The sequence below is a fragment of the Cupriavidus gilardii genome (assembly GCF_013347325.1).
Classification (GTDB): Bacteria; Pseudomonadota; Gammaproteobacteria; order Burkholderiales; family Burkholderiaceae; genus Cupriavidus; species Cupriavidus gilardii.
Genome location: NZ_CP054624.1, coordinates 1,780,630 through 1,800,203 on the forward strand (window position 1 = coordinate 1,780,630; position 19,574 = coordinate 1,800,203).

The window sequence follows — 19,574 nt, forward strand, 5'->3', positions numbered from 1 at the left end:
CGCAGCATAGCGTTAACCATGATTGCTGCCCACACCACGCTCAACGACACTGCAATGGAAACGTTTCCACGCAGAAGGAGACGCCACCCCGAACCCCGCATCGCAGAACGGGCGAACACCCTTGGAGACAAGACATGAAGAAGCTCTTCACCACCGCCTTGCTGGCCGTGGCGGCCGCTACCGCGCAGGCGGCCGACCCCGCCGCGGCCAACCACACCGACGACACCTTGAAGGTATTGGCCGCATCGCCCCAGGTCGAGCCGATGTAGCGCGCGCCAGCCCCCATGCCAAGCCCGCGCAGCAAGCCGCCGCGCATCGTGTAGTCGACCCACAGACCGGCCGTATGGCGCGGCCGGTTGGTCGGCGTCTTGCCCAGGTCGGGCCCGTTGCTCCTGGTGGTTTCCATATTCATCAAGGTGTACGAGCCGATCGCCTTGAAGCCGTTCTGGAAGTCCATCGTGCCTTCCAGTTCGAAGCCGCGCGAGCGAACCTCGCCGGTCTGGACCTGGAAGTTGGTGCCGGCCGGGCGTCCCGGATCCGGCGTCAGCACGTCCTGCTGCCGCAGATCGTAGACCGCCGCGGTAATGAAGCTGTTGCTGCCCGGCGGCTGGAACTTGACGCCAAGTTCGGTCTGCTTGCCGGTGGTCGGCTTGAAGGGCGAACCCTGGCGGTCGGTGCCCGCCTGCGGCTGGAACGAAGTCGAGTAGCTGACGTACGGCGTGATGCCGTACGGCGCCTGATACAGCAGGCCGAGGCGGTAGGTGAAGTCGTCCTGGTCGATCGGCGTCGTCGTGACGGTGCGCGCGTTGGTCGCCGTGACGATGCGGGTCGAGGTCGTATCCGAGCTTGCCCAGTCCTTGCGGCCGCCGGCGACGAAGGTCAGCCGCTCGGTCAGCTTCATCTGGTCCTGGAAATAGACGCCGAGCTGGCGCTGCGTCTGCTCGGCATTGGTGTACGAGGCGATCGGATTGATCCTCGCGCCGTAGACCGGATTCCACGGATCGATCAGGCCCAGCGGCGGCGTGCCTACCGTGCCGAAGCCCTGCTTGTCGTCGAACTTGCCATGCTGGTAATCCACGCCGACCAGCACTTTGTGCCGGACCGGCCCGGTACTGAAGTCCGCCTGCAGCTGGGTATCGACGCCGATCGTATCGAGCTTGCCGCCGGCATCGAGCGAACCGCGCCGCAGTTGCTGCTGCGCCGCCGAGTTCCAGCCCACGGCATACACCCCGGTATAGGTCAGGTCGCTATGCATGTAGCGCACGTTCTGCCGGACGCGGAAGGTATCGTTGAAGCGATGTTCGAACGCGTAGCCGATCGCATACTCCTCGCGGTCGAAGGTATTGAAGCCCGGCTCGCCGGTAAAGAACCCGACCGGGATCCTGCGGCCGTTCACCGTCGGAATGACCGTGCCCTCGCGCGGCAGGAAGTTGATCGCCGTGCCTTGCCTGTCGCGTTGGTAATGGGTCAGCAACGTGAACGTGGTATCGGCGGACGGGCGGAACGTCAGTGCGGGCGCGATGAAGATGCGGTCGTCCTTGGCATGCTCGGTCTGCGTATCGCTCTTGCGGAACAGCCCGGTCAGCCGGTAGAGCACGGTCTGGTTGCTGTCCACCGCGCCGGACAGGTCGAAGCTGGCTTGCTTGCGGTTGTGCGAACCGTATTGCAGATTGACCTCGCGCAACGTCTCGGCGGTCGGCCGCTTGCTGACGAGGTTGACGAGCCCGCCCGGGGCATTGGCGCCGTACAGCACCGAACTCGGCCCGCGCAGCAGTTCGACGCGCTCGAGTCCATAGGTATCGACGCGCGGCATCAGGTAGCCGCTGGTGTAGTAGTTGATGTACAGGCCGTCGAGATATTGCCGCGCGGGGAAGCCGCGGATTACCGGCTTGTCGTAGCGCGACTCGACCACGTTGTCGCCGACCACGCCGGCCGAATAGGCGAAGGCCTCCGACACGTTCTGCACGCCGCGATCTTCCATCTGCTCGCGGGTGATCACCGAAATCGACTGCGGCGTCTCCGACAACGGCGTATCGGTCTTGGTGGCGGTGACGCTGCGGCGGGCGACATAGCCGCCCACCGGCCCGGTTCCCGTTTCCGACCCGGTGGCCCGCACGGTGACCTCCGGCAATTGGCCGGCCACCGGCTGGCCCGCCGGCGCCGCCTGCTCCTGCGCATGTGCGCTGCCCGCCAGCGCAAACAACATCACTACCGCCCGCCGGACTTCCGTCCGCCGGCAATCGAACACCCGTTGCATGAGACTCCCCTTCTTATTGGATCGCGCCGGCCCGGCACGCAAAACGCTTACCGTAATGCTGTTGCGAATGATAATGATTCGTAATTATTACGTGAGTGTCGTGAAAACGGCAATAGGGCGCGTGAAAAGGGGAATTGGCGGCTGATCGGGACAGAAACGGGGCGCTGGCTAATTTCTCGCGTCGGCGGTCCGTCTCTCGTGGAAGGCGGCGCCCCATCGCGAAGCCCCAATACGGCCCGTCCGGCCTGGAGATTCCCCGTTGATTGCCGAACTCACGCCCTTCTTTCCCGGCCCGCTGCGGCGCTTCGGCGAAGGAGTCACCACGGCGCCGGCCGGCGTCGAGGCGGTGCCGGGCAGCGCGTTTGCCGAGCCTGCCGCCTTGCGGCAACGGCTGGCGGAATACCGCGACACGATCGCCGCCGAACACGAGCGCGCCCCTCCCGCCCTGGCGTCGTGGTGGGCCCGGCACTACTGCGTGGTGCTGGTGCCGCCCGTGCTGGTTGCGGCGGCTGCGCTCGGGCGGACCGTGCCGGTATCGCTGGACGAGGTCGATATCGCCTTCGGCCCGGACGGGCTGGTGTCACGCATCCACCTGCGTTCGCCGACGCTCGGCCATGGCGCGGCAACGCTGGACGAAACGCTGGCCGCCATGACGCACCACCATCTGGCGCCGGTGTTCGCGACGCTGTCGGAGCTGACCCGTGCCTCGCCGCGCGTGCTGTGGAGCCACGCGGCCGAGTTCGTCCAATACGTCGGCATCAACCTGCTCGCCCACCCGGCGCTCGATCCCCGGCGTCGCGACGCGCTGGCGCAATGGCTGCGCCAGGACAAGGGCGCGGATGGCCGGCCGCACCCTTATCGCGCGGCCTACCTCGAGCGCCCGCAAGCGGACGGCGGCGAACGGCGGGTACGCCGCGTCTGCTGCCTGAAGTACCGGCTCGACGGCGACGATTACTGCGGTACCTGCCCGCTGCGCGCCGAGTGCGCGGCATTGTGCTGATCGAAGCCACGCCACGCTAAATTCCCCGCTCCTCCCTTCGTCTTCCTTCTGTCGGACGTGCTGGTGCAGCACCGGTCCATCGATTCGCAAAAGGACAGCAATGCAAGGCGAGACGCTGCTCGACTATTTGATCCATCACGCGACAGGCCGCCCCGATGCGATGGCGCTGACGGTGCTGGACGAGGACCATCCCGAAGGCACGCCCTACTGCTATCGCGACCTGCTCGCGCGCGCGGCGGCCTATGCCACGCGACTGAGCGAAGTGGCCCGGCCCGGGGAGCGCGCGATGATCGTGCTCGATACCGGTATCGATTACGTCAGCGCGTTTCTGGGCTGCCTGCTGGCGCGCGTCATCGCGGTGCCGGCCTTCCCGCCGGAGTCGATGCGGCCGCAGCATCTGGCACGGCTCAACGCCATCGCCGCCGACGCGCAGCCTGCTGTGGTGGTGGTCGACGACGGACTTGCCGGCGACTGGGCCAGCGGCCGGTCCGCCAGCCTGCAAGCCCACGTCGTCACCGTATCGTCGGTCCGGCCAGCGTCGCCTGGACCCACCGTCGCGGACGCGAGGGCCTTGGCCGCGGCCATCCGTCCCGACGCCATTGCCTTCCTGCAGTACACCTCCGGCTCGACCGCGACCCCGAAGGGCGTGATGGTGACGCACGCCAATATCGTCGCCAACGAAGCGGCCATCGCCAGCCAGTTCGGCACCACGGCCGACGACGTGATGGTCAGCTGGCTGCCGCTCTATCACGACATGGGCCTGATCGGCGGACTGCTGCATCCGCTTTTTGGCGGCATGCCGCTGGTGCTGATGTCGCCCACCTATTTCCTGCAACGGCCTCGCCGCTGGCTGGAGGCGATGGACCGGTTCCGCGGCACCGTCAGCGGCGGCCCCGACTTCGCCTATCGGCTGTGCGTGGAGCGCGTACGTGCGGCACAAGTGCCGACGCTGTCGCTGCGCAGCTGGCGCGTCGCCTTCTGCGGCGCCGAGCCGATTCGCGCCGAAACACTGGAACGATTTGCCAGCCACTTCGCCGCCGCCGGCCTCGACGCTCGTGCGCTCTATCCCTGCTATGGCTTGGCCGAGGCAACGCTGCTCGCCACCGGGGGGCGTCCCGGCGAAGGCGCCACGCCGATCGGATTCGACGAGGCCGCGCTGGCATCCGGACACGCGGTTGCATCGATCGATGGCGACGGTACGCGACTGGTCGCCTGCGGCGATGCCGCCCCGGGTCATCGCGTCGACATTCGCTGCGTCGAGCATGGCCAGCCGCTTCCAGACGGGCAGATCGGGGAGATCTGCATCAGCGGGCCAAGCGTGACGGCCGGCTACTGGCAGCAGCCCGAGGCCACCGCCATGACGTTCCCTGATCACGGCGACGCCGCATCGCGCTATCTGCGCACCGGCGACCTCGGCTTTCTGCACGACGGCAGGCTCTATGTCGCCGGACGCTTGAAGGACCTGATCATCGTTCGCGGACACAACTTGTATCCGCAGGACATCGAGATCGCGGTCGAAGCGGCGGTCGAGGTCGTGCGCAAGGGGCGCGTCGCGGCCTTCCCGTTCCAATCCGCCGACGGTCAGATCGAAACGATCGGCATCGCCGCCGAGATTGCGCGCAGCATCCAGAAGTTCGGCTCGCCCGAAGCGGTGGAAACCGCCATCCGCGAGGCGGTGGCGCACTGCTGCGGCGAGCCGCCGGGTCTGGTGCTGCTGCTGCAGCCCGGCGAATTGCCGAAGACCACCAGCGGCAAGCTGCAGCGCTCGCGCTGCCTGCCGGCCTGGCGCAGTGGCGAACTGGCACTGTGGGCCGCATTCGAATCGGGGCGGCGGCTCGCATCGGTCCCTTCGCTCGACGGCGCGGCGGCGCCGGTCGCGATCGCCAATGCCAACGCCGATGCCGTGGCGCTGCAGGGCACCGAGGCGACTCTGGCGGAGCTATGGCAGGAAGTCCTGGGTGTCCACCCTGCCTCGGCCGATGACAACTTCTTTGCCCTGGGCGGCAACTCGGTGCGCGCGACCCAGCTGGTGTCGAGAATCCGGGAGCGGCTGCATCGTGGCTACGCGCTGGCGCATCTGTTTGCCGATGGGTCGCTGCGAGCCAACGCGGCGGTCATCGAGCGGTTGCTGGCGCGCGACGAGGGAGAAACGCCGTCAGAGGACATGGCCATCTCGCGCCGGCCCGACAGCGAGCTCGCCCCACTGTCTCCGGTGCAGCGCGGCCTGTGGGTGCTGTGGTCGATGCAGCCTGACAGCGGCGCCTACAACGTCTCGGGCGTGCTGAAGCTGCGCGGCCGTTTCGACCGGATCGCGCTGCAACGCGCAGTGGACGCGCTGGTCGCCCGGCACGAGGCACTGCGCACCCGCTTCGAACTGGACCAGCATGAGGAACCGCGGCAGCGCGTGCTGCCGGCCGGTCCCTGCCCGATCGCGGTAGTGGACTTGCGCGAGCCTGGTCCCGACGCCGCCGCCAAGGCGCAGGCAAAGGCGCGAGAGCTCAGCGCCGAGCCGTTCGACCTGCTTGCCGCGGCGCCCGTGCGCATCGCGCAATTGCTTGTTGCCAACGACCAGGAATGGCTGTCGATCACGGTCCACCATATCGTGTCGGATGGCTGGTCGATGAATGTGGCGATCGACGAGTTTTGCCGGCTCTATGAGGGCTTCGCGGCGGATCGCCCGGTCGAGTTGCCGCCACTGGCGATCCGCTACGCGGACTATGCCGCCTGGCATGCGGACCGTCTCGGTGCCGGCGAGCGCAACCGCCAACTCGGCTACTGGAAGGGCCGCCTTGGCGGCCAGCCTGTTGTACTGGAACTCCCCTGGGATCGCCCGCGGCCCGTGGTGCAGAGTCATCGCGGCGGCGCGGTGCCCTTCATGCTGGACGGGCCGTTGGCGACAAGCTTGCGTGGCATCGCGCTCGCTGCACAGACGACGATGTTCGCGGTGCTGTTGGCCGCCTTCCAGACGCTGCTGTACCGCTACACGGGGCAGCGCGATGTCCGGGTCGGCGTGCCGGTCGCCAATCGTGGCAGCGTCGAGACGGAAGGCCTGATCGGATGCTTCATCAATACGATCGTCGTGCGCACGGACGTCGATGGCAGCATGCCGTGGGATGCCCTGCTGCGCCGGCTGCATCAGACGGTGCGCGAGTCGCAGCAATACCAGGACCTGCCCTTCGAACAGTTGGTCGAGGCGCTGCAGCCGGAACGCAGCCTCGCCCATAACCCGCTGTTCCAGGTCAAATTCAACCTGGCGCTGCCGATTGCGGTCCCCAAGCAATTGGCTGGCTACGTCGTCACGGCCGAACAGATCGAGGGCGATGTCACGCGCTTCGATATCGCGCTGGATCTGGTGGAAAGCGAGGACGGCATTGCGGGCCGGCTTAGCTACGCCACCGATCTGTTCGATCACGACACGATCGAGCGGATGCGCGGCCACTACGTCCGCGTCCTCGAACAGATCGCGTCGACACCGGCGCTTCGCGTTGGTGAGTTGAAGTTGGGCAATGAGGACGGACGGCTCATTGGCGAGTCCGTGACGTCGGCGCCGACCGATGTGCTGGCGGCATGGCGGCGCAACGTCGACGCGGATTCGTCGGCCATTGCGCTGCGATACGAGGAACAGACGCTGACGCGCGGCGAGACAGATCGGTTGGCCAATGGGATTGCGGCGGCGCTGCTCGAGCGCGGTGTTGGGCGCGAGACGCGGGTTGGGCTTTGTGTCGAACGTTCGCCGGCGTTCGTCACCGGCCTGCTTGGCATCCTGAAGGCCGGCGCGGTTTGCGTACCGCTCGATCCGGCACAGCCGGCCGAACGCTTGCGCCAGTTGCTGGATGACGCCGCGGCTCGCGTGGTGGTTGGCTCCGTGCCGGGGTTCGATTGCCTCGATCCGGCCTCCGTGGCACCGGTGGACGAGGCGCCCGCTGTCTCGCTGCTTCCGGGTCAGGCCGCTTACCTGATCTACACCTCGGGCTCCACCGGCACCCCGAAGGGCGTGGTCGTCAGCCACGATGCGCTCGCGCATTACGTCTCCGGCGTGCTGCTCCGGCTCGAGCTGCCGGCCGATGCCTCGATGGCGATGGTCTCGACCACCGCCGCCGACCTCGGCCATACCGTGCTGTTCGGCGCCCTCTGCAGCGGCCGCACCTTGCATCTGATCTCGCGCGAGCGCGGCTTCGATCCCGATCGCTTTGCGGAGTACATGGCGCGGCACCGCGTTGGCGTACTGAAGATCGTACCGAGCCATCTACGCGGTCTGTTGCAGGGCCGGCAGCCTGCCGATGGCTTGCCCGAGCAGGCGCTGATCCTCGGCGGTGAGGCTACCTCTGCCGAACTGGCTCGCACAGTCCGTGACCTGAAGCCGCACTGCCGGCTGTTCAACCACTACGGGCCCACGGAGACGACGGTCGGCGTGCTGACGCACGAGGCCGTAACCTTGCCCGAACGGCAACTGCCCACCGGCATGCCGCTGCCCGGCTCTCGCGTCTATGTGCTCGACGCCGACCTGAACCCGGTGCCGGCCGGCATCGTCGGCGAGCTCTATATCGCCGGACCGCAGCTAGCACGCGGCTACCTCGGTCGTCCCGGGCTGACCGCCGAGCGCTTCGTGCCCGATCCCTTCACCGACGGCGCGCGGATGTACCGCACCGGCGACCGCGTCAGACAGGACGCGCAAGGCCGAATCGAATACCTCGGCCGCCAGGACGAACAGGTCAAGATCCGCGGCTACCGCGTCGAGCTCGGCGAGATTGTCCATCTGCTGCGGTCGCAGCCGGGCGTCAAGGATGCCGCCGTGATCGTTTATGAGGAGCGGTTGGTGGCCTACTGCGTGCTGGACGCCATCGACGCCACAGCGATCAAGGACCGGCTCAAGGCACAGCTGCCTGACCATATGGTCCCGGCTCAAATCATCGCGCTCGACCGGCTGCCGGTCACGCCCAACGGCAAGCTCGATCGCCGCGCGCTGCCCGCTCCCGTGTGGGAAACGCAAGGCTACGTCGCCCCGCGCAACGAGATCGAAGCGCTGCTGGCGCAGGTCTGGCAAGACGTGCTCGGTGTCGAACGCGTCGGCGCCACCGACAATTTCTTCGAGCTCGGTGGCGACTCGATCCTGTCGATCCAGTCGGTCAGCCGCGCCCGCCGACTGGGCCTGCGTTTCACGCCCAAGGACCTGTTCCTGCATCAGACCGTGCAGGCGCTCGCACAAGTGGCCAAGCGCGACGAGACCCATCGGCGCGTCGACGACAGGCCTGCCGGCGAGGTGCCGCTGCTGCCGATCCAGCGGGCGTTCTTCGAGACGCCGATGCCGAACCGCCATCACTGGAATCAATCGGTACTGCTGCGACCAGCGGAGCCTCTGGACCCGAACGCGCTGCGCAGCGCGCTGAAGGCGCTGGTCGCCCATCACGACGCATTGCGGCTGCGCTACCGCCAGCAGGACGGGCAATGGCAGCAACACTACGCCGAGCCCCCCGATGGCGACTTGCTGTGGCAGCAGCAAATTGACGACGCCGGTTCCATCGCAGCGCACTGTGACCGTGCCCAGCGCAGCCTGGATCTTGCACAGGGGCCATTGCTGCGCGCTCTGCATCTGCAATTGCCGGATGGCAGCGAGCGCCTGCTGCTCGTCGTTCACCACCTTGTCGTGGACGGCGTCTCGTGGCGCATCTTGCTGGAAGACCTGCAGCAGGCATACCGGACCGCGCAGCAACGCCAACCGATCGCTCTCGCGCCCAAGACGGCGCCGTACAAGGCCTGGGCACAGGCGCTGGTTCAATATGCGAACTCCGACGAACTCACCCGGCAAGTGGACTACTGGCGCGGCCAGCACGGACCAGAGGTCCCTTGCGACCACGCCGTGTCGGACGACCGCATCGCGGAGGCTGCCACGCTGACCCTGCGGCTGTCGGCCGAGCAGACACAACGGCTGCTCAAGCAGGCGCCGGCCGCCTACCGCACGCAGATCAACGACCTGCTGCTGAGCGCGTTGGCGCAGGCAGTGCGCCAGTGGGCGGGTATCGATCGCGCTGCCGTGCTGCTCGAAGGGCATGGCCGGGAAGCCTTGCGCGCGACGCCGGATATCGCCCGCACCGTCGGCTGGTTCACGACGATGTTTCCGGTGGTACTGCCGGCGGTCGATGACACCGCGGCCAGCATCAAGTCGGTCAAGGAGACGCTGCGTGGCGTTCCCGACCACGGCATCGGCTACGGCTTGCTGCGCCATCTGGGGCCACAAGCTCTCCGTGACCAACTCGCGTCCCGCGCACTGCCCCGCATCACGTTCAACTATCTGGGTCAGTTCGACCAGAACGTCGGTGGTGACGCGCTATTCGACTTCGCCGACGAGTCCAGCGGAGCCAGCCGCGATCCTGAGGCCCCGCTTGGCAACTGGATCACGATCAATGGACAGGTGTCCGGCGGCGTGCTGTCGCTGGGCATCACGTTCAGCACCGCCCGCTACCGCCACGAGACCATCGCTTCGCTGTTGCAAGCCTATCGGCAGGCGTTGGAGAGCACTATCGACCATTGCCTTAGCGTGCCGCCCGGCGCGCTGACGCCGTCCGACGTACCGCTCGCCGGTCTGACCCAGGATCAACTCGATCGCCTCGACGGCCGCCAGATCGAGGACCTGTATCCGCTGACGCCGATGCAGCACGGCATGCTGTTCCACTCGCTCTATGCGCCAGAAGCCGGGCTTTACGTCAACCAGCTCGCCATCACGCTCGACGGCCTCGACGCCGATCGCTTCGGCGCGGCCTGGGACGACACGGTCGCACGGCACGAGATCCTGCGTACCGGCTTTGTCTGGATCGAGGGGCAGGCCATGCAGGCGGTCTATCGGCAGGTCCCTTCGCCGGTGCGCATCGATGCGCAGCAGCATTGGAACGAATCCGAGTGCGAGGACGTCGCGCTCGCGGAACGGAAACAGGCCTTCTCGCTCGATACGCCTCCGCTGATGCGCGTGCGCCTGCTTCGACTCCGCGCAAACCGCTACCGCATGATCTGGACCAGCCACCATCTGCTGCTCGATGGCTGGAGCACGGCCCGATTGATCGGCGAAGTCCTGCAGCGCTACCATGGCCAGCCGGTCGAGGCGCCCGCCTCCCGCTATCGCGACCACATCGCCTGGCTGCAGACGCACGATGTTGCCGCCAGCGAATCGTTCTGGCGCCAGCGGCTGCAAACGCTCGACGAGCCGACGCGGCTGGCGTCTGCCCTTCCTGCGCCTGACGCCGGCCCCGGTCATGCGACCTGCCGCACCACGCTCGATGCCGACGCCCTCGCCCGCCTCCAGCGCAGCGCCGCCAGCCAGCATCTGACGCTGAACACGCTGCTGCAGGCGGCCTGGGTCATCGTGCTGCAGCGCTATACCGGCAGACGTGCCGTCGCCTTCGGCGCCACCGTCGCCGGACGGCCGGCAGCCTTGTCCGGTGCTGAAGCGATGCTCGGCCTGTTCATCAATACGCTGCCGGTGATCCAGGCGCCTGCGCCCGACCAGTCCGTCGCCGACTGGCTGCAGGCGCTGCAAGCGGAGAACCTGGCGCTGCGCGAGCACGAACACGTGCCGCTGTACGAAATCCAGCGCTGGGCCGGTCAAGGCGGCCAGGCGCTGTTCGACTCGATCCTGGTGTTCGAGAACTACCCGGTCGATGCCGCGCTGCGCCAGCGCGAGCAGAACGGCCTGAAGCTCGGCGAGGTCAGCCATGCCGCGACCACCAACTATCCACTGACGCTGGTGGTCTCAGCTGGCGCGACGCTCGATATCGGTTGCAGCTATCAATGCGATCTCTTCACGCATGCGGCGGTCCAGCAATTGCAGCGGCACTATCTGGCTGTGCTGGAGCAGATTGTCTCGGCGCCGCACGCTCGCGTCGGCGAACTGCGGTTTGCCAGCGGAGACGACGGAATGCTGGTGGGCGAGTCGCCGGGCACTGGAGCAGCCGATGTGCAGACTGCCGCAGCCGATGTGCTGACCGCCTGGCGACGCAGCGTCGAGGCCGATCCTTCTGCCATTGCGTTGCGATACGAGGAACAGACGCTGACGCGCGGCGAGACAGATCGGTTGGCCAATGGGATTGCGGCGGCGCTGCTCGAGCGCGGTGTTGGGCGCGAGACGCGGGTTGGGCTTTGTGTCGAACGTTCGCCGGCGTTCGTCACCGGCCTGCTTGGCATCCTGAAGGCGGGCGCCGTCTGCGTACCGCTCGACCCGGCGCAGCCGGCCGAACGCTTGCGCCAGCTGCTGGACGATGCTGGCGCAAGCGTTGTCGTCGGTTCCGTGCCGGGCTTCGATTGCCTCGATCCGGCCTCCGTGGCACCAGTGGACGAGGCCCCTTCCGTCTCATTGCTCCCGGACCAGGCCGCTTACCTGATCTACACCTCGGGCTCCACCGGCACCCCGAAGGGCGTGGTCGTCAGCCACGATGCGCTCGCGCACTACGTCTCCGGCGTGCTGCACCGGCTCGAGCTGCCGGCCAATGCCTCGATGGCGATGGTCTCGACCACCGCCGCCGACCTCGGCCACACCGTGCTGTTCGGCGCCCTCTGCAGCGGCGGCACCTTGCATCTGATCTCGCGCGAGCGCGGCTTCGATCCCGATCGTTTCGCGGAGTACATGGCGCGGCACCGCGTTGGCGTACTGAAGATCGTTCCCAGCCATCTGCGCGGTTTGTTGCAGGCCCGGCAGCCCGCCGATGTCTTGCCCGAGCAGGCACTGATCCTCGGCGGCGAAGCGACCTCTGCCGAACTGGCTCGCACAGTCCGCGACCTGAAGCCGCACTGCCGGCTGTTCAATCACTACGGGCCCACGGAGACGACGGTCGGCGTACTGACGCACGAGGCCGTAACCTTGCCCGAACGGCAGTTGCCCACCGGCACCCCGCTGCCCGGCTCCCGCGTCTATGTGCTCGACGCCGACCTGAATCCGGTGCCGGCCGGCATCGTCGGCGAGCTCTATATCGCCGGACCGCAGCTGGCTCGCGGTTATCTGGGACGGCCAGGGCTGACCGCCGAGCGCTTCGTGCCCGATCCCTTCACCGACGGCGCACGGATGTACCGCACCGGCGACCGCGTCAGGCAGGACGCGCAAGGCCGCATCGAATACCTCGGCCGCCAGGACGAACAGGTCAAGATCCGCGGCTACCGCGTCGAGCTCGGCGAGATTGTCCATCTGCTGCGGTCGCAGCCGGGCGTCAAGGACGCCGCCGTGATTGTTCATGAGGAGCGGTTGGTGGCCTACTGCGTGCTGGACGCCATCGACACCACGACGCTAAAAGCCGAGCTCAAGGCACAGCTTCCCGACCATATGGTCCCAGCTCAAATCATCGCGCTCGACCGGCTCCCGGTCACGCCGAATGGCAAGCTCGATCGCCGCGCGCTGCCCGCGCCGGTCTGGGAAACGCAAGGCTACGTCGCCCCGCGCAACGAGATCGAGGCGCTGCTGGCGCAGGTCTGGCAGCAAGTGCTTGGCGTCGAGCAGGTCGGCATCCACGACAACTTCTTCGAGCTCGGTGGCGACTCGATCCTGTCGTTGAAGCTGATCGCGCATCTGAAGAAGGCCGGCCACAAGTTGTTGCCCAAGCAGGTGTTTGCCAACCCGGTACTGGGCGACCTTGCGCACGCGATCGCGACGGATCAGGCTGCCACTTCGCCCTCCACAGTGACCGTGGATCGCTCGCCGGCGCGGGTCGATCGCAGCGGTCCTATCCCGTTGTCCTGGGCCCAGCAACGGCTTTGGTTCCTCTGGCAATGGAACCGCAACAGCGCCGCGTATCACATTCCGCGGGCCGTGCGGCTGCGCGGCTCGCTCGACCACTCGGCCTTGCAGCGGACCTTCGACGCACTGGTGGAACGGCACGAAAGCCTGCGCACGACCTTCCATCAGCAAGGCGAGCAGGCGGTGCAGCGTATTCACCCGCCTCAACCCCTGCCGATTGCCATCAGCGATCTGCGCGACATCGAGCCGGCGCAACGGGACAGCACGATTCAGTCGCTGGTCGATACGGAGGCCCAAGTTCCATTCGATCTCGAACAGGGGCCGCTGCTGCGCGTGCGCCTGCTGCGCCTGGCCGACGACGACCACATCCTGCTGGTCACCATGCACCATATCGTCTCCGACGGCTGGTCGATGAACGTGGTGATCGACGAGTTCGCGCGGGTCTATGCCGGTTTCGTCAGCGGCCAGTCGCCGCAATTGGCGCCATTGCCAATCCAGTACGCCGACTATGCGGCCTGGCAGAAGCAGTGGCTCGAGGCCGGAGAGCTGGAGCGGCAGCTGCGCTACTGGAAGTCGCATCTGGCGGACGACGGCACCGTGGTGCTCGAACTCCCTACCGACCGGCCTCGCCCGGCGGTGCCGAGCCATCGTGGCGGTGCGGTGTCGTTCTCGCTCGACCCGGACCTCTCGGCCAAACTCAGGGCATTGGCGCGTCGTGCCGACACCACGCTGTTTACCGTGCTGCTGGCCGCCTTCCAGGTCCTGCTCTACCGCTACACCGGTCAGCGTGACCTGCGCGTCGGTGTGCCGGTGGCCAACCGCAACCGCGTCGAAACGGAGGGCGTGGTCGGCTTCTTCGTCAATACGCAGGTGCTGCGCACCGAGATCGAAGGCAGCATGACCTTCGACTCCGTGCTTGAGCGCGCCCGCGAGTCGGTGCTGCAAGCCCAGGCCCATCAGGAGTTGCCATTCGAGCAACTGGTCGAGGCGCTGCAACCGGAGCGTGACTCGTCGCGCAATCCCCTGTTCCAGGTCATGCTCAACCATCAGCGACGCGACCGCAGCATCGCGCAACGACTTCCAGGATTGCAGCTGGAACCGGTGGAGCGATCGGTCCGAGCGACCAAGGTGGACCTCTCCCTCGATACGCAGGAGGACCAGACTGGCGCGGTGTTCGGTGCCATGGGATATGCGTGCGATCTGTTCGACCACCGTACGGTGGAACGGATGCTGGCGCACTACCTTGGCATCCTCGAGCAGATGGCGTCCGGGCCTGGCGTTCGCGTTGGCGGATTCGTGCTGAACGGCCAGGATGAAGGAAGGCTGATCGGCGAGGCGGTGGCGTCGGCGCCGGCCGGTGTGCTGGCAGCATGGCGACGCAGTGTCGTGGCGGATCCTTCTGCCATTGCACTGCGATACGAGGAACAGACGCTGACGCGCGGCGAGACCGATCGGTTGGCCAATGGGATTGCGGCGGCGCTGCTCGAGCGCGGTGTCGGGCGCGAGACGCGGGCTGGGCTTTGTGTCGAACGTTCGCCGGCGTTCGTCACCGGCCTGCTTGGCATCCTGAAGGCGGGCGCCGTCTGCGTACCGCTCGACCCGGCGCAGCCGGCCGAACGCTTGCGCCAGCTGCTGGACGATGCTGGCGCAAGCGTTGTCGTCGGTTCCGTGCCGGGCTTCGATTGCATCGATCCCGCCTTGGTGGCACCGTTGGACGAGGCGCCCGCTGTCTCGCTGCTCCCGGGACAGGCCGCTTACCTGATCTACACCTCGGGCTCCACCGGCACCCCGAAGGGCGTGCTGGTCAGCCACGATGCGCTCGCGCACTACGTCTCCGGCGTGCTGCACCGGCTCGAGCTGCCGGCCGATGCCTCGATGGCGATGGTTTCCACCACCGCCGCCGACCTCGGCCATACCGTGCTGTTCGGCGCCCTTTGCAGTGGCCGGACCCTGCACCTAATCTCGCGCGAGCGCGGCTTCGATCCCGATCGCTTTGCGGAGTACATGGCGCAGCACCGCGTTGGCGTACTCAAGATCGTTCCCAGCCATCTACGCGGTCTGTTGCAGGCCCGGCAGCCTGCCGATGTCTTGCCCGAGCAGGCGCTGATCCTCGGCGGTGAGGCTACCTCTGCCGAACTGGCTCGAACGATCCGCGACCTGAAACCGCACTGCCGGCTGTTCAACCACTATGGCCCGACGGAAACCACCGTCGGCGTGCTGACGCACGAGGCCGTAACCTTGCCCGAACGGCAGCTGCCCACCGGCACCCCGCTGCCCGGCTCCCGCGTCTATGTGCTCGACGCCGACCTGAACCCGGTGCCAGCCGGCATCGTCGGCGAGCTCTATATCGCCGGACCGCAGCTGGCTCGCGGCTACCTCGGTCGCCCCGGGTTGACCGCCGAGCGCTTCGTGCCCGATCCCTTCACCGACGGCGCACGGATGTACCGCACCGGCGACCGCGTCAGACAGGACGCGCAAGGCCGAATCGAATACCTCGGCCGCCAGGACGAACAGGTCAAGATCCGCGGCTACCGTGTCGAGCTCGGCGAGATTGCCCATCTGCTGCGCTCGCAGCCGGGCGTCAAGGATGCCGCCGTGATCGTTCATGAGGAGCGGTTGGTGGCCTACTGCGTGCCGCAGGGCACAGACACCACGGCGCTGAAAGCCGAGCTCAAGGCGCAACTGCCCGATCACATGGTCCCGGCCCAGCTGATCGCGCTCGACCGGCTGCCGGTCACGCCCAACGGCAAGCTCGATCGCCGCGCGCTACCCGCTCCCGTCTGGGAAACGCAAGGCTACGTCGCCCCGCGCAACGAGATCGAGGCGCTGCTCGCACAAGTCTGGCAGCAAGTGCTTGGCGTCGAACAGGTCGGCATCCACGACAACTTCTTCGAGCTCGGCGGCCATTCGTTGCTCTGCCTGCAAGTGCTGACGCGGTTGCGCGCCGCGACCGGCGCGGGCCTGGCGATCGAGTTGCGCCATCTGATGGAACACCAGACCATCGCGTCGCTGTGCCAGGTGCTCGGCGGCGCCGACCCTGCGCGGCATCGGCCCGTGCCATTGAATCGCCCTTCCGGCGATGCACCGCCGCTGTTCTGCGTGCACGCGTCATTCGGCAATGTGTTCGACTACACGCCGCTGGCCCGATCGCTGGAGGGCGTCGGCACGGTCTACGGGCTGGCCTGCCCGCCGCTGGACACGTTCGGCTCCCTTGAACATCTTGCCCACCTGCACGTGATGGCGATCCGGGCGGTGCAGCCGACGGGACCCTATCGGTTGCTGGGATGGTCGCTCGGCGGCGCGCTGGGCGCGCGAATGGCGGCGATCCTGGAAGACGCCGGCGAAACGGTGGCGTTCCTTGGGCTGGTGGACACCTTGGTGCCACGCCAGGGCATAGCCACGGTCCGTCAACGCGGCTCGATCGACGAGCTTCACCAGTATCTGCTGCAACTGTTCCCGCAGTTGGCGGACAGCGCCTTCGCGGACGAACTGGCCCAGGCGCGAGCCGAGCTGCAAGGGGCAGCGCTGGTCGAGCATCTGATCCGGCGGGCCTTTGCGCTGGCCGGCGGCGTCGAGCATGCGGAGCCGGACGAGTTGTCACGGATGTTTGCCACCGCCGAACGGTTGCGTGAACTCAGCCACGACATGTCGCTGCAGCCGCTGCGGGTAGCACCAACCTGCTGGTGGGCCGGCGACCGCGGCGACGACGATATCGAACGGCTGGTGACCATGCTGGAACGACAGCCGGCGTATTCGCAGCGAGTCGCCGCGACCCATCTTGGAATCGTGCGGGCGCCCGCCTTTATCGACGCGCTGCGCGATCGGCTGGAGGCCGTGCCAGCGAACGGCTGACGCGGCGCTCGGCGGGCGAGGCGGCCGGAATCAAGGCGTACCAGAGTCCGGCCGCCGTCATCGCACCCAGCGCCAGCCACGAGACCCAGTCCCAAACCCCATCCGCGAACAGTGCGGCGGCCAGACCGACGCAACCGGCGATGGCCAGCACGATCGGCATGCCGTAGATCCAGAGAAACGTCCCGGGGGTTTTCATCGGCTGGCTCCGGTCTCGGTCATGGCGGCGACGGCGGGAGCGGCGCGATCGGCGGTGCGCTGTTCGTCTTCCATCTTCCGCAGGCGCGCATCGGTGGTACGCGTGCGGCCGACCCACAGGTAGATGCCGCTGCCGAGCAACACGATCGTGATGACATCGAGCACGGCCCACAGGATCTTCAGCGGCATCGCGCCGTAGTCGCCGAAATGCAGCGGGCCGGAGATCCGCAGCGCCGCGACGTACCAGGGCATGTCCCGCTTGGCCGCGAAGGCGCCGGTCTGCGCGTCGATCAGCACCGGCTTGATCAGCCGCGAGGTGATATGCGCGTCGCCGCGCATGAACACCGCGTAGTGATGGTTGCCGGCCAGCGGCGTCCCGGGAAAGGCGACGAAGGCGGTCGTCATGTCCGGTTCCTCGGCCTTGGCCAGCGCGATCGCGGCATCGAGCGAGGCCAGCTTCTCCGGCGGCGCGGCCACGGCGGTCGACGAGCCAGCCTTGGCCGCGAACGGCGCGACCATCGCCTTCAGTTCGGTGGCCTGCCAGAAGCTGTACGTCGGCTTGGCCAGCGTCAGCAGCACGCCTGTCAGCCCGACCACGAAGGCCCACGACAGCGTGACCATGCCCAGCACGTTATGCAAGTCCAGCCATTTGAGCCGCGTCGACCGTTCGCGGCGCACGGTGCCGAACGGCAGCTTCTTCATCAGCGGGCCATAGACGACGATGCCCGAGACGATCGAAATCACGAACAGCAGGCCCATGAAGCCAAGGAACAGCGTGCCGGCCAGACCTGCGAACAGGTCGGTATGCAGCTTCACCATGATCAGCATGAAACCGGACCGCAGCGGCGTGTCGCGCAGCAGGTCGCCGGTGCGGGCGTCGTAGGTCAGCAGTGCGCCGCCCTGGCGCGGCGCCTCGCGGGAGGACAGCGAGACGAACCAGACCGGCTCCTCGTCGTCGGCCGTGACGAAACGGACCGCCGTGCCCGGGCGCCGCTCCAGTGCGTCGGCAACGATGCGATCGACCGGGACCCGCCCCGCATCGGGCGGCAATTCCGGCGCCTCTACCCCATTGCCAAGCCAGTGGTCGATCTCATGCCCGAAGATCAGCGGCAGGCCGGTCAGGCACAGCAGCAGCAGGAAGACGGTGCAGATCAGGCTGGTCCATTTGTGGACCAGGTACCAGATGCGGAACGTGCGGATGTGCATGGTGGCTGGCGCCCGGCGGCGGTCTTTCCCTATTTGCGAATGATTCGCATTCTATATGGGTCCGCTGCAAGGAGATAGCCCGGCCACCTTGTCGTCCCTGCGCATACGGCGACCCGGCGACTTCGGCGCGCTTGCAAAGGCGCTGGGCCCCTACCTTCGCGGGGGCGACAACTCGCGCCACCGTAAATTTCCGGCCTCCCCCACCGTCTCTCCAGCACCGGTCGAACGCCTTTGCCGGCCATCACCATGGAGAACATCATGCCGATCGAACAGACGGGCAGCGAGACGGGCAGCGCGGCCCCGTTCCACGGATTCCGCTCCTTCGAGGCGCGCGGCGGCGCGCTGGAATCGTCGTGGCAAGCCGGGCGTCTGGAGGTACGCGACGCCCGCCGCAATGAACCGCTTGCCGCTTTCGCCGTCACGCACGGCCCCCGCCCGGTGCTGCGCCTCGCGGAGTCGTATGTCGAGACGGAAGCGTGCGCCGATGCCGCCATCGCCGCGCTCGAAGCAATCACGACGCAGTGGGGCGCGACTGCGGTCGACATCCATATCGAACACCAGCCGACGCGGGCGTTGCTGCATCGGCGCGGCGTGGTGCGTCCGCACGCAGATGGCGATCGTTGCGAGGCCGCGATGCTGTGGCAATACGCGCCGCTATGGCTGGGCGGCCCCCTCGAGGCGCCCTATCCGCTGCGCCATGCGATGACCGGCGAGAAACGCCATCCGGTGCGTCCGCCCAAGCCGGCGGGCACCGTCTACGCACGTTATATCCCGTGGCTGCGGCGCACCTTCACGCTGCACGTCGCCACCGTCGAGCACGACCTTGCCAGCCTGCACCGCTGGATGAACGATCCCGATGTCGCGCACTTCTGGCAGGAGCAAGGCGACGAGGAAAAGCATCGGCGCTATCTGCAAGGACTGATCGACGATCCGCACATGCTGCCGCTGATCGCGTCGATCGATGGCACGCCGTTCGGCTACTTCGAGGTCTATTGGGCCAAGGAGAACCGCATCGCGCCGTTCTACGACGCCAACGACTACGACCGCGGCTGGCATGTGCTGATCGGCGAGCCGGCATTTCGTGGCAAGGCCTTCCTGACCGCATGGTTCCCGGCAATCCAGCATTTCCAGTTCCTCGACGATCCGCGCACGCAGCGCATCGTCGGCGAACCGCGCTCCGACCATCACCGCCAGATCGCCAATCTGGACCGGGCTGGCTTCTCGAAGGTCAAGCTGTTCGACTTCCCGCACAAGCAAGCCATGCTGGTGATGCTGCTGCGCGAACGCTTCTTTGGCGAGCATCTGTACCTGCCCGCGGACCGGGACGGCCTGGAAATGGCGTCCTGATGTGT

The 19,574-nt window shown here is 67.2% G+C and carries 6 protein-coding genes; 3 read left to right on the forward strand and 3 right to left on the reverse strand.

What is annotated here, in order from left to right:
* Positions 1-40: 40 nt before the first annotated feature.
* On the reverse strand, positions 41-2,257 hold the full coding sequence (locus FOB47_RS08110) for a TonB-dependent siderophore receptor (protein WP_174780549.1): 2,217 nt from the start codon (positions 2,255-2,257) through the stop codon (positions 41-43).
* Between the two features lie 259 nt (positions 2,258-2,516).
* Here FOB47_RS08110 and fhuF point away from each other — a divergent pair, with 259 nt between their 5' ends.
* Together fhuF and FOB47_RS08120 are read left to right on the forward strand one after the other, a co-directional pair.
* Positions 2,517-3,257 carry a siderophore-iron reductase FhuF gene (gene fhuF, locus FOB47_RS08115; RefSeq protein ID WP_174780550.1) on the forward strand — a complete coding sequence of 247 codons (741 nt, stop codon included), beginning with the start codon at positions 2,517-2,519 and terminating at the stop codon, positions 3,255-3,257.
* Positions 3,258-3,357: 100 nt separating this feature from the next.
* Positions 3,358-16,821, forward strand: coding sequence for a non-ribosomal peptide synthetase (locus tag FOB47_RS08120; RefSeq protein ID WP_174780551.1), 13,464 nt, complete (start codon positions 3,358-3,360; stop codon positions 16,819-16,821).
* Here the strand turns inward: FOB47_RS08120 and FOB47_RS08125 are convergent.
* Positions 16,772-17,017 carry a hypothetical protein gene (locus FOB47_RS08125; RefSeq protein ID WP_174780552.1) on the reverse strand — a complete coding sequence of 82 codons (246 nt, stop codon included), beginning with the start codon at positions 17,015-17,017 and terminating at the stop codon, positions 16,772-16,774. The genes FOB47_RS08120 and FOB47_RS08125 overlap by 50 nt on opposite strands.
* Complete coding sequence (locus tag FOB47_RS08130) at positions 17,014-18,222, reverse strand: PepSY-associated TM helix domain-containing protein (protein WP_174780553.1); 1,209 nt, start codon at positions 18,220-18,222, stop codon at positions 17,014-17,016. Before FOB47_RS08130 ends, FOB47_RS08125 begins: the two co-directional genes overlap by 4 nt.
* A 258-nt stretch (positions 18,223-18,480) precedes the next feature.
* On the opposite strand from FOB47_RS08130, the gene FOB47_RS08135 reads away from it, so the two are divergent.
* Positions 18,481-19,569: a GNAT family N-acetyltransferase gene (locus FOB47_RS08135; RefSeq protein WP_174780554.1), complete on the forward strand. Its 1,089-nt coding sequence runs from the start codon at positions 18,481-18,483 to the stop codon at positions 19,567-19,569.
* Positions 19,570-19,574: the final 5 nt, after the last annotated feature.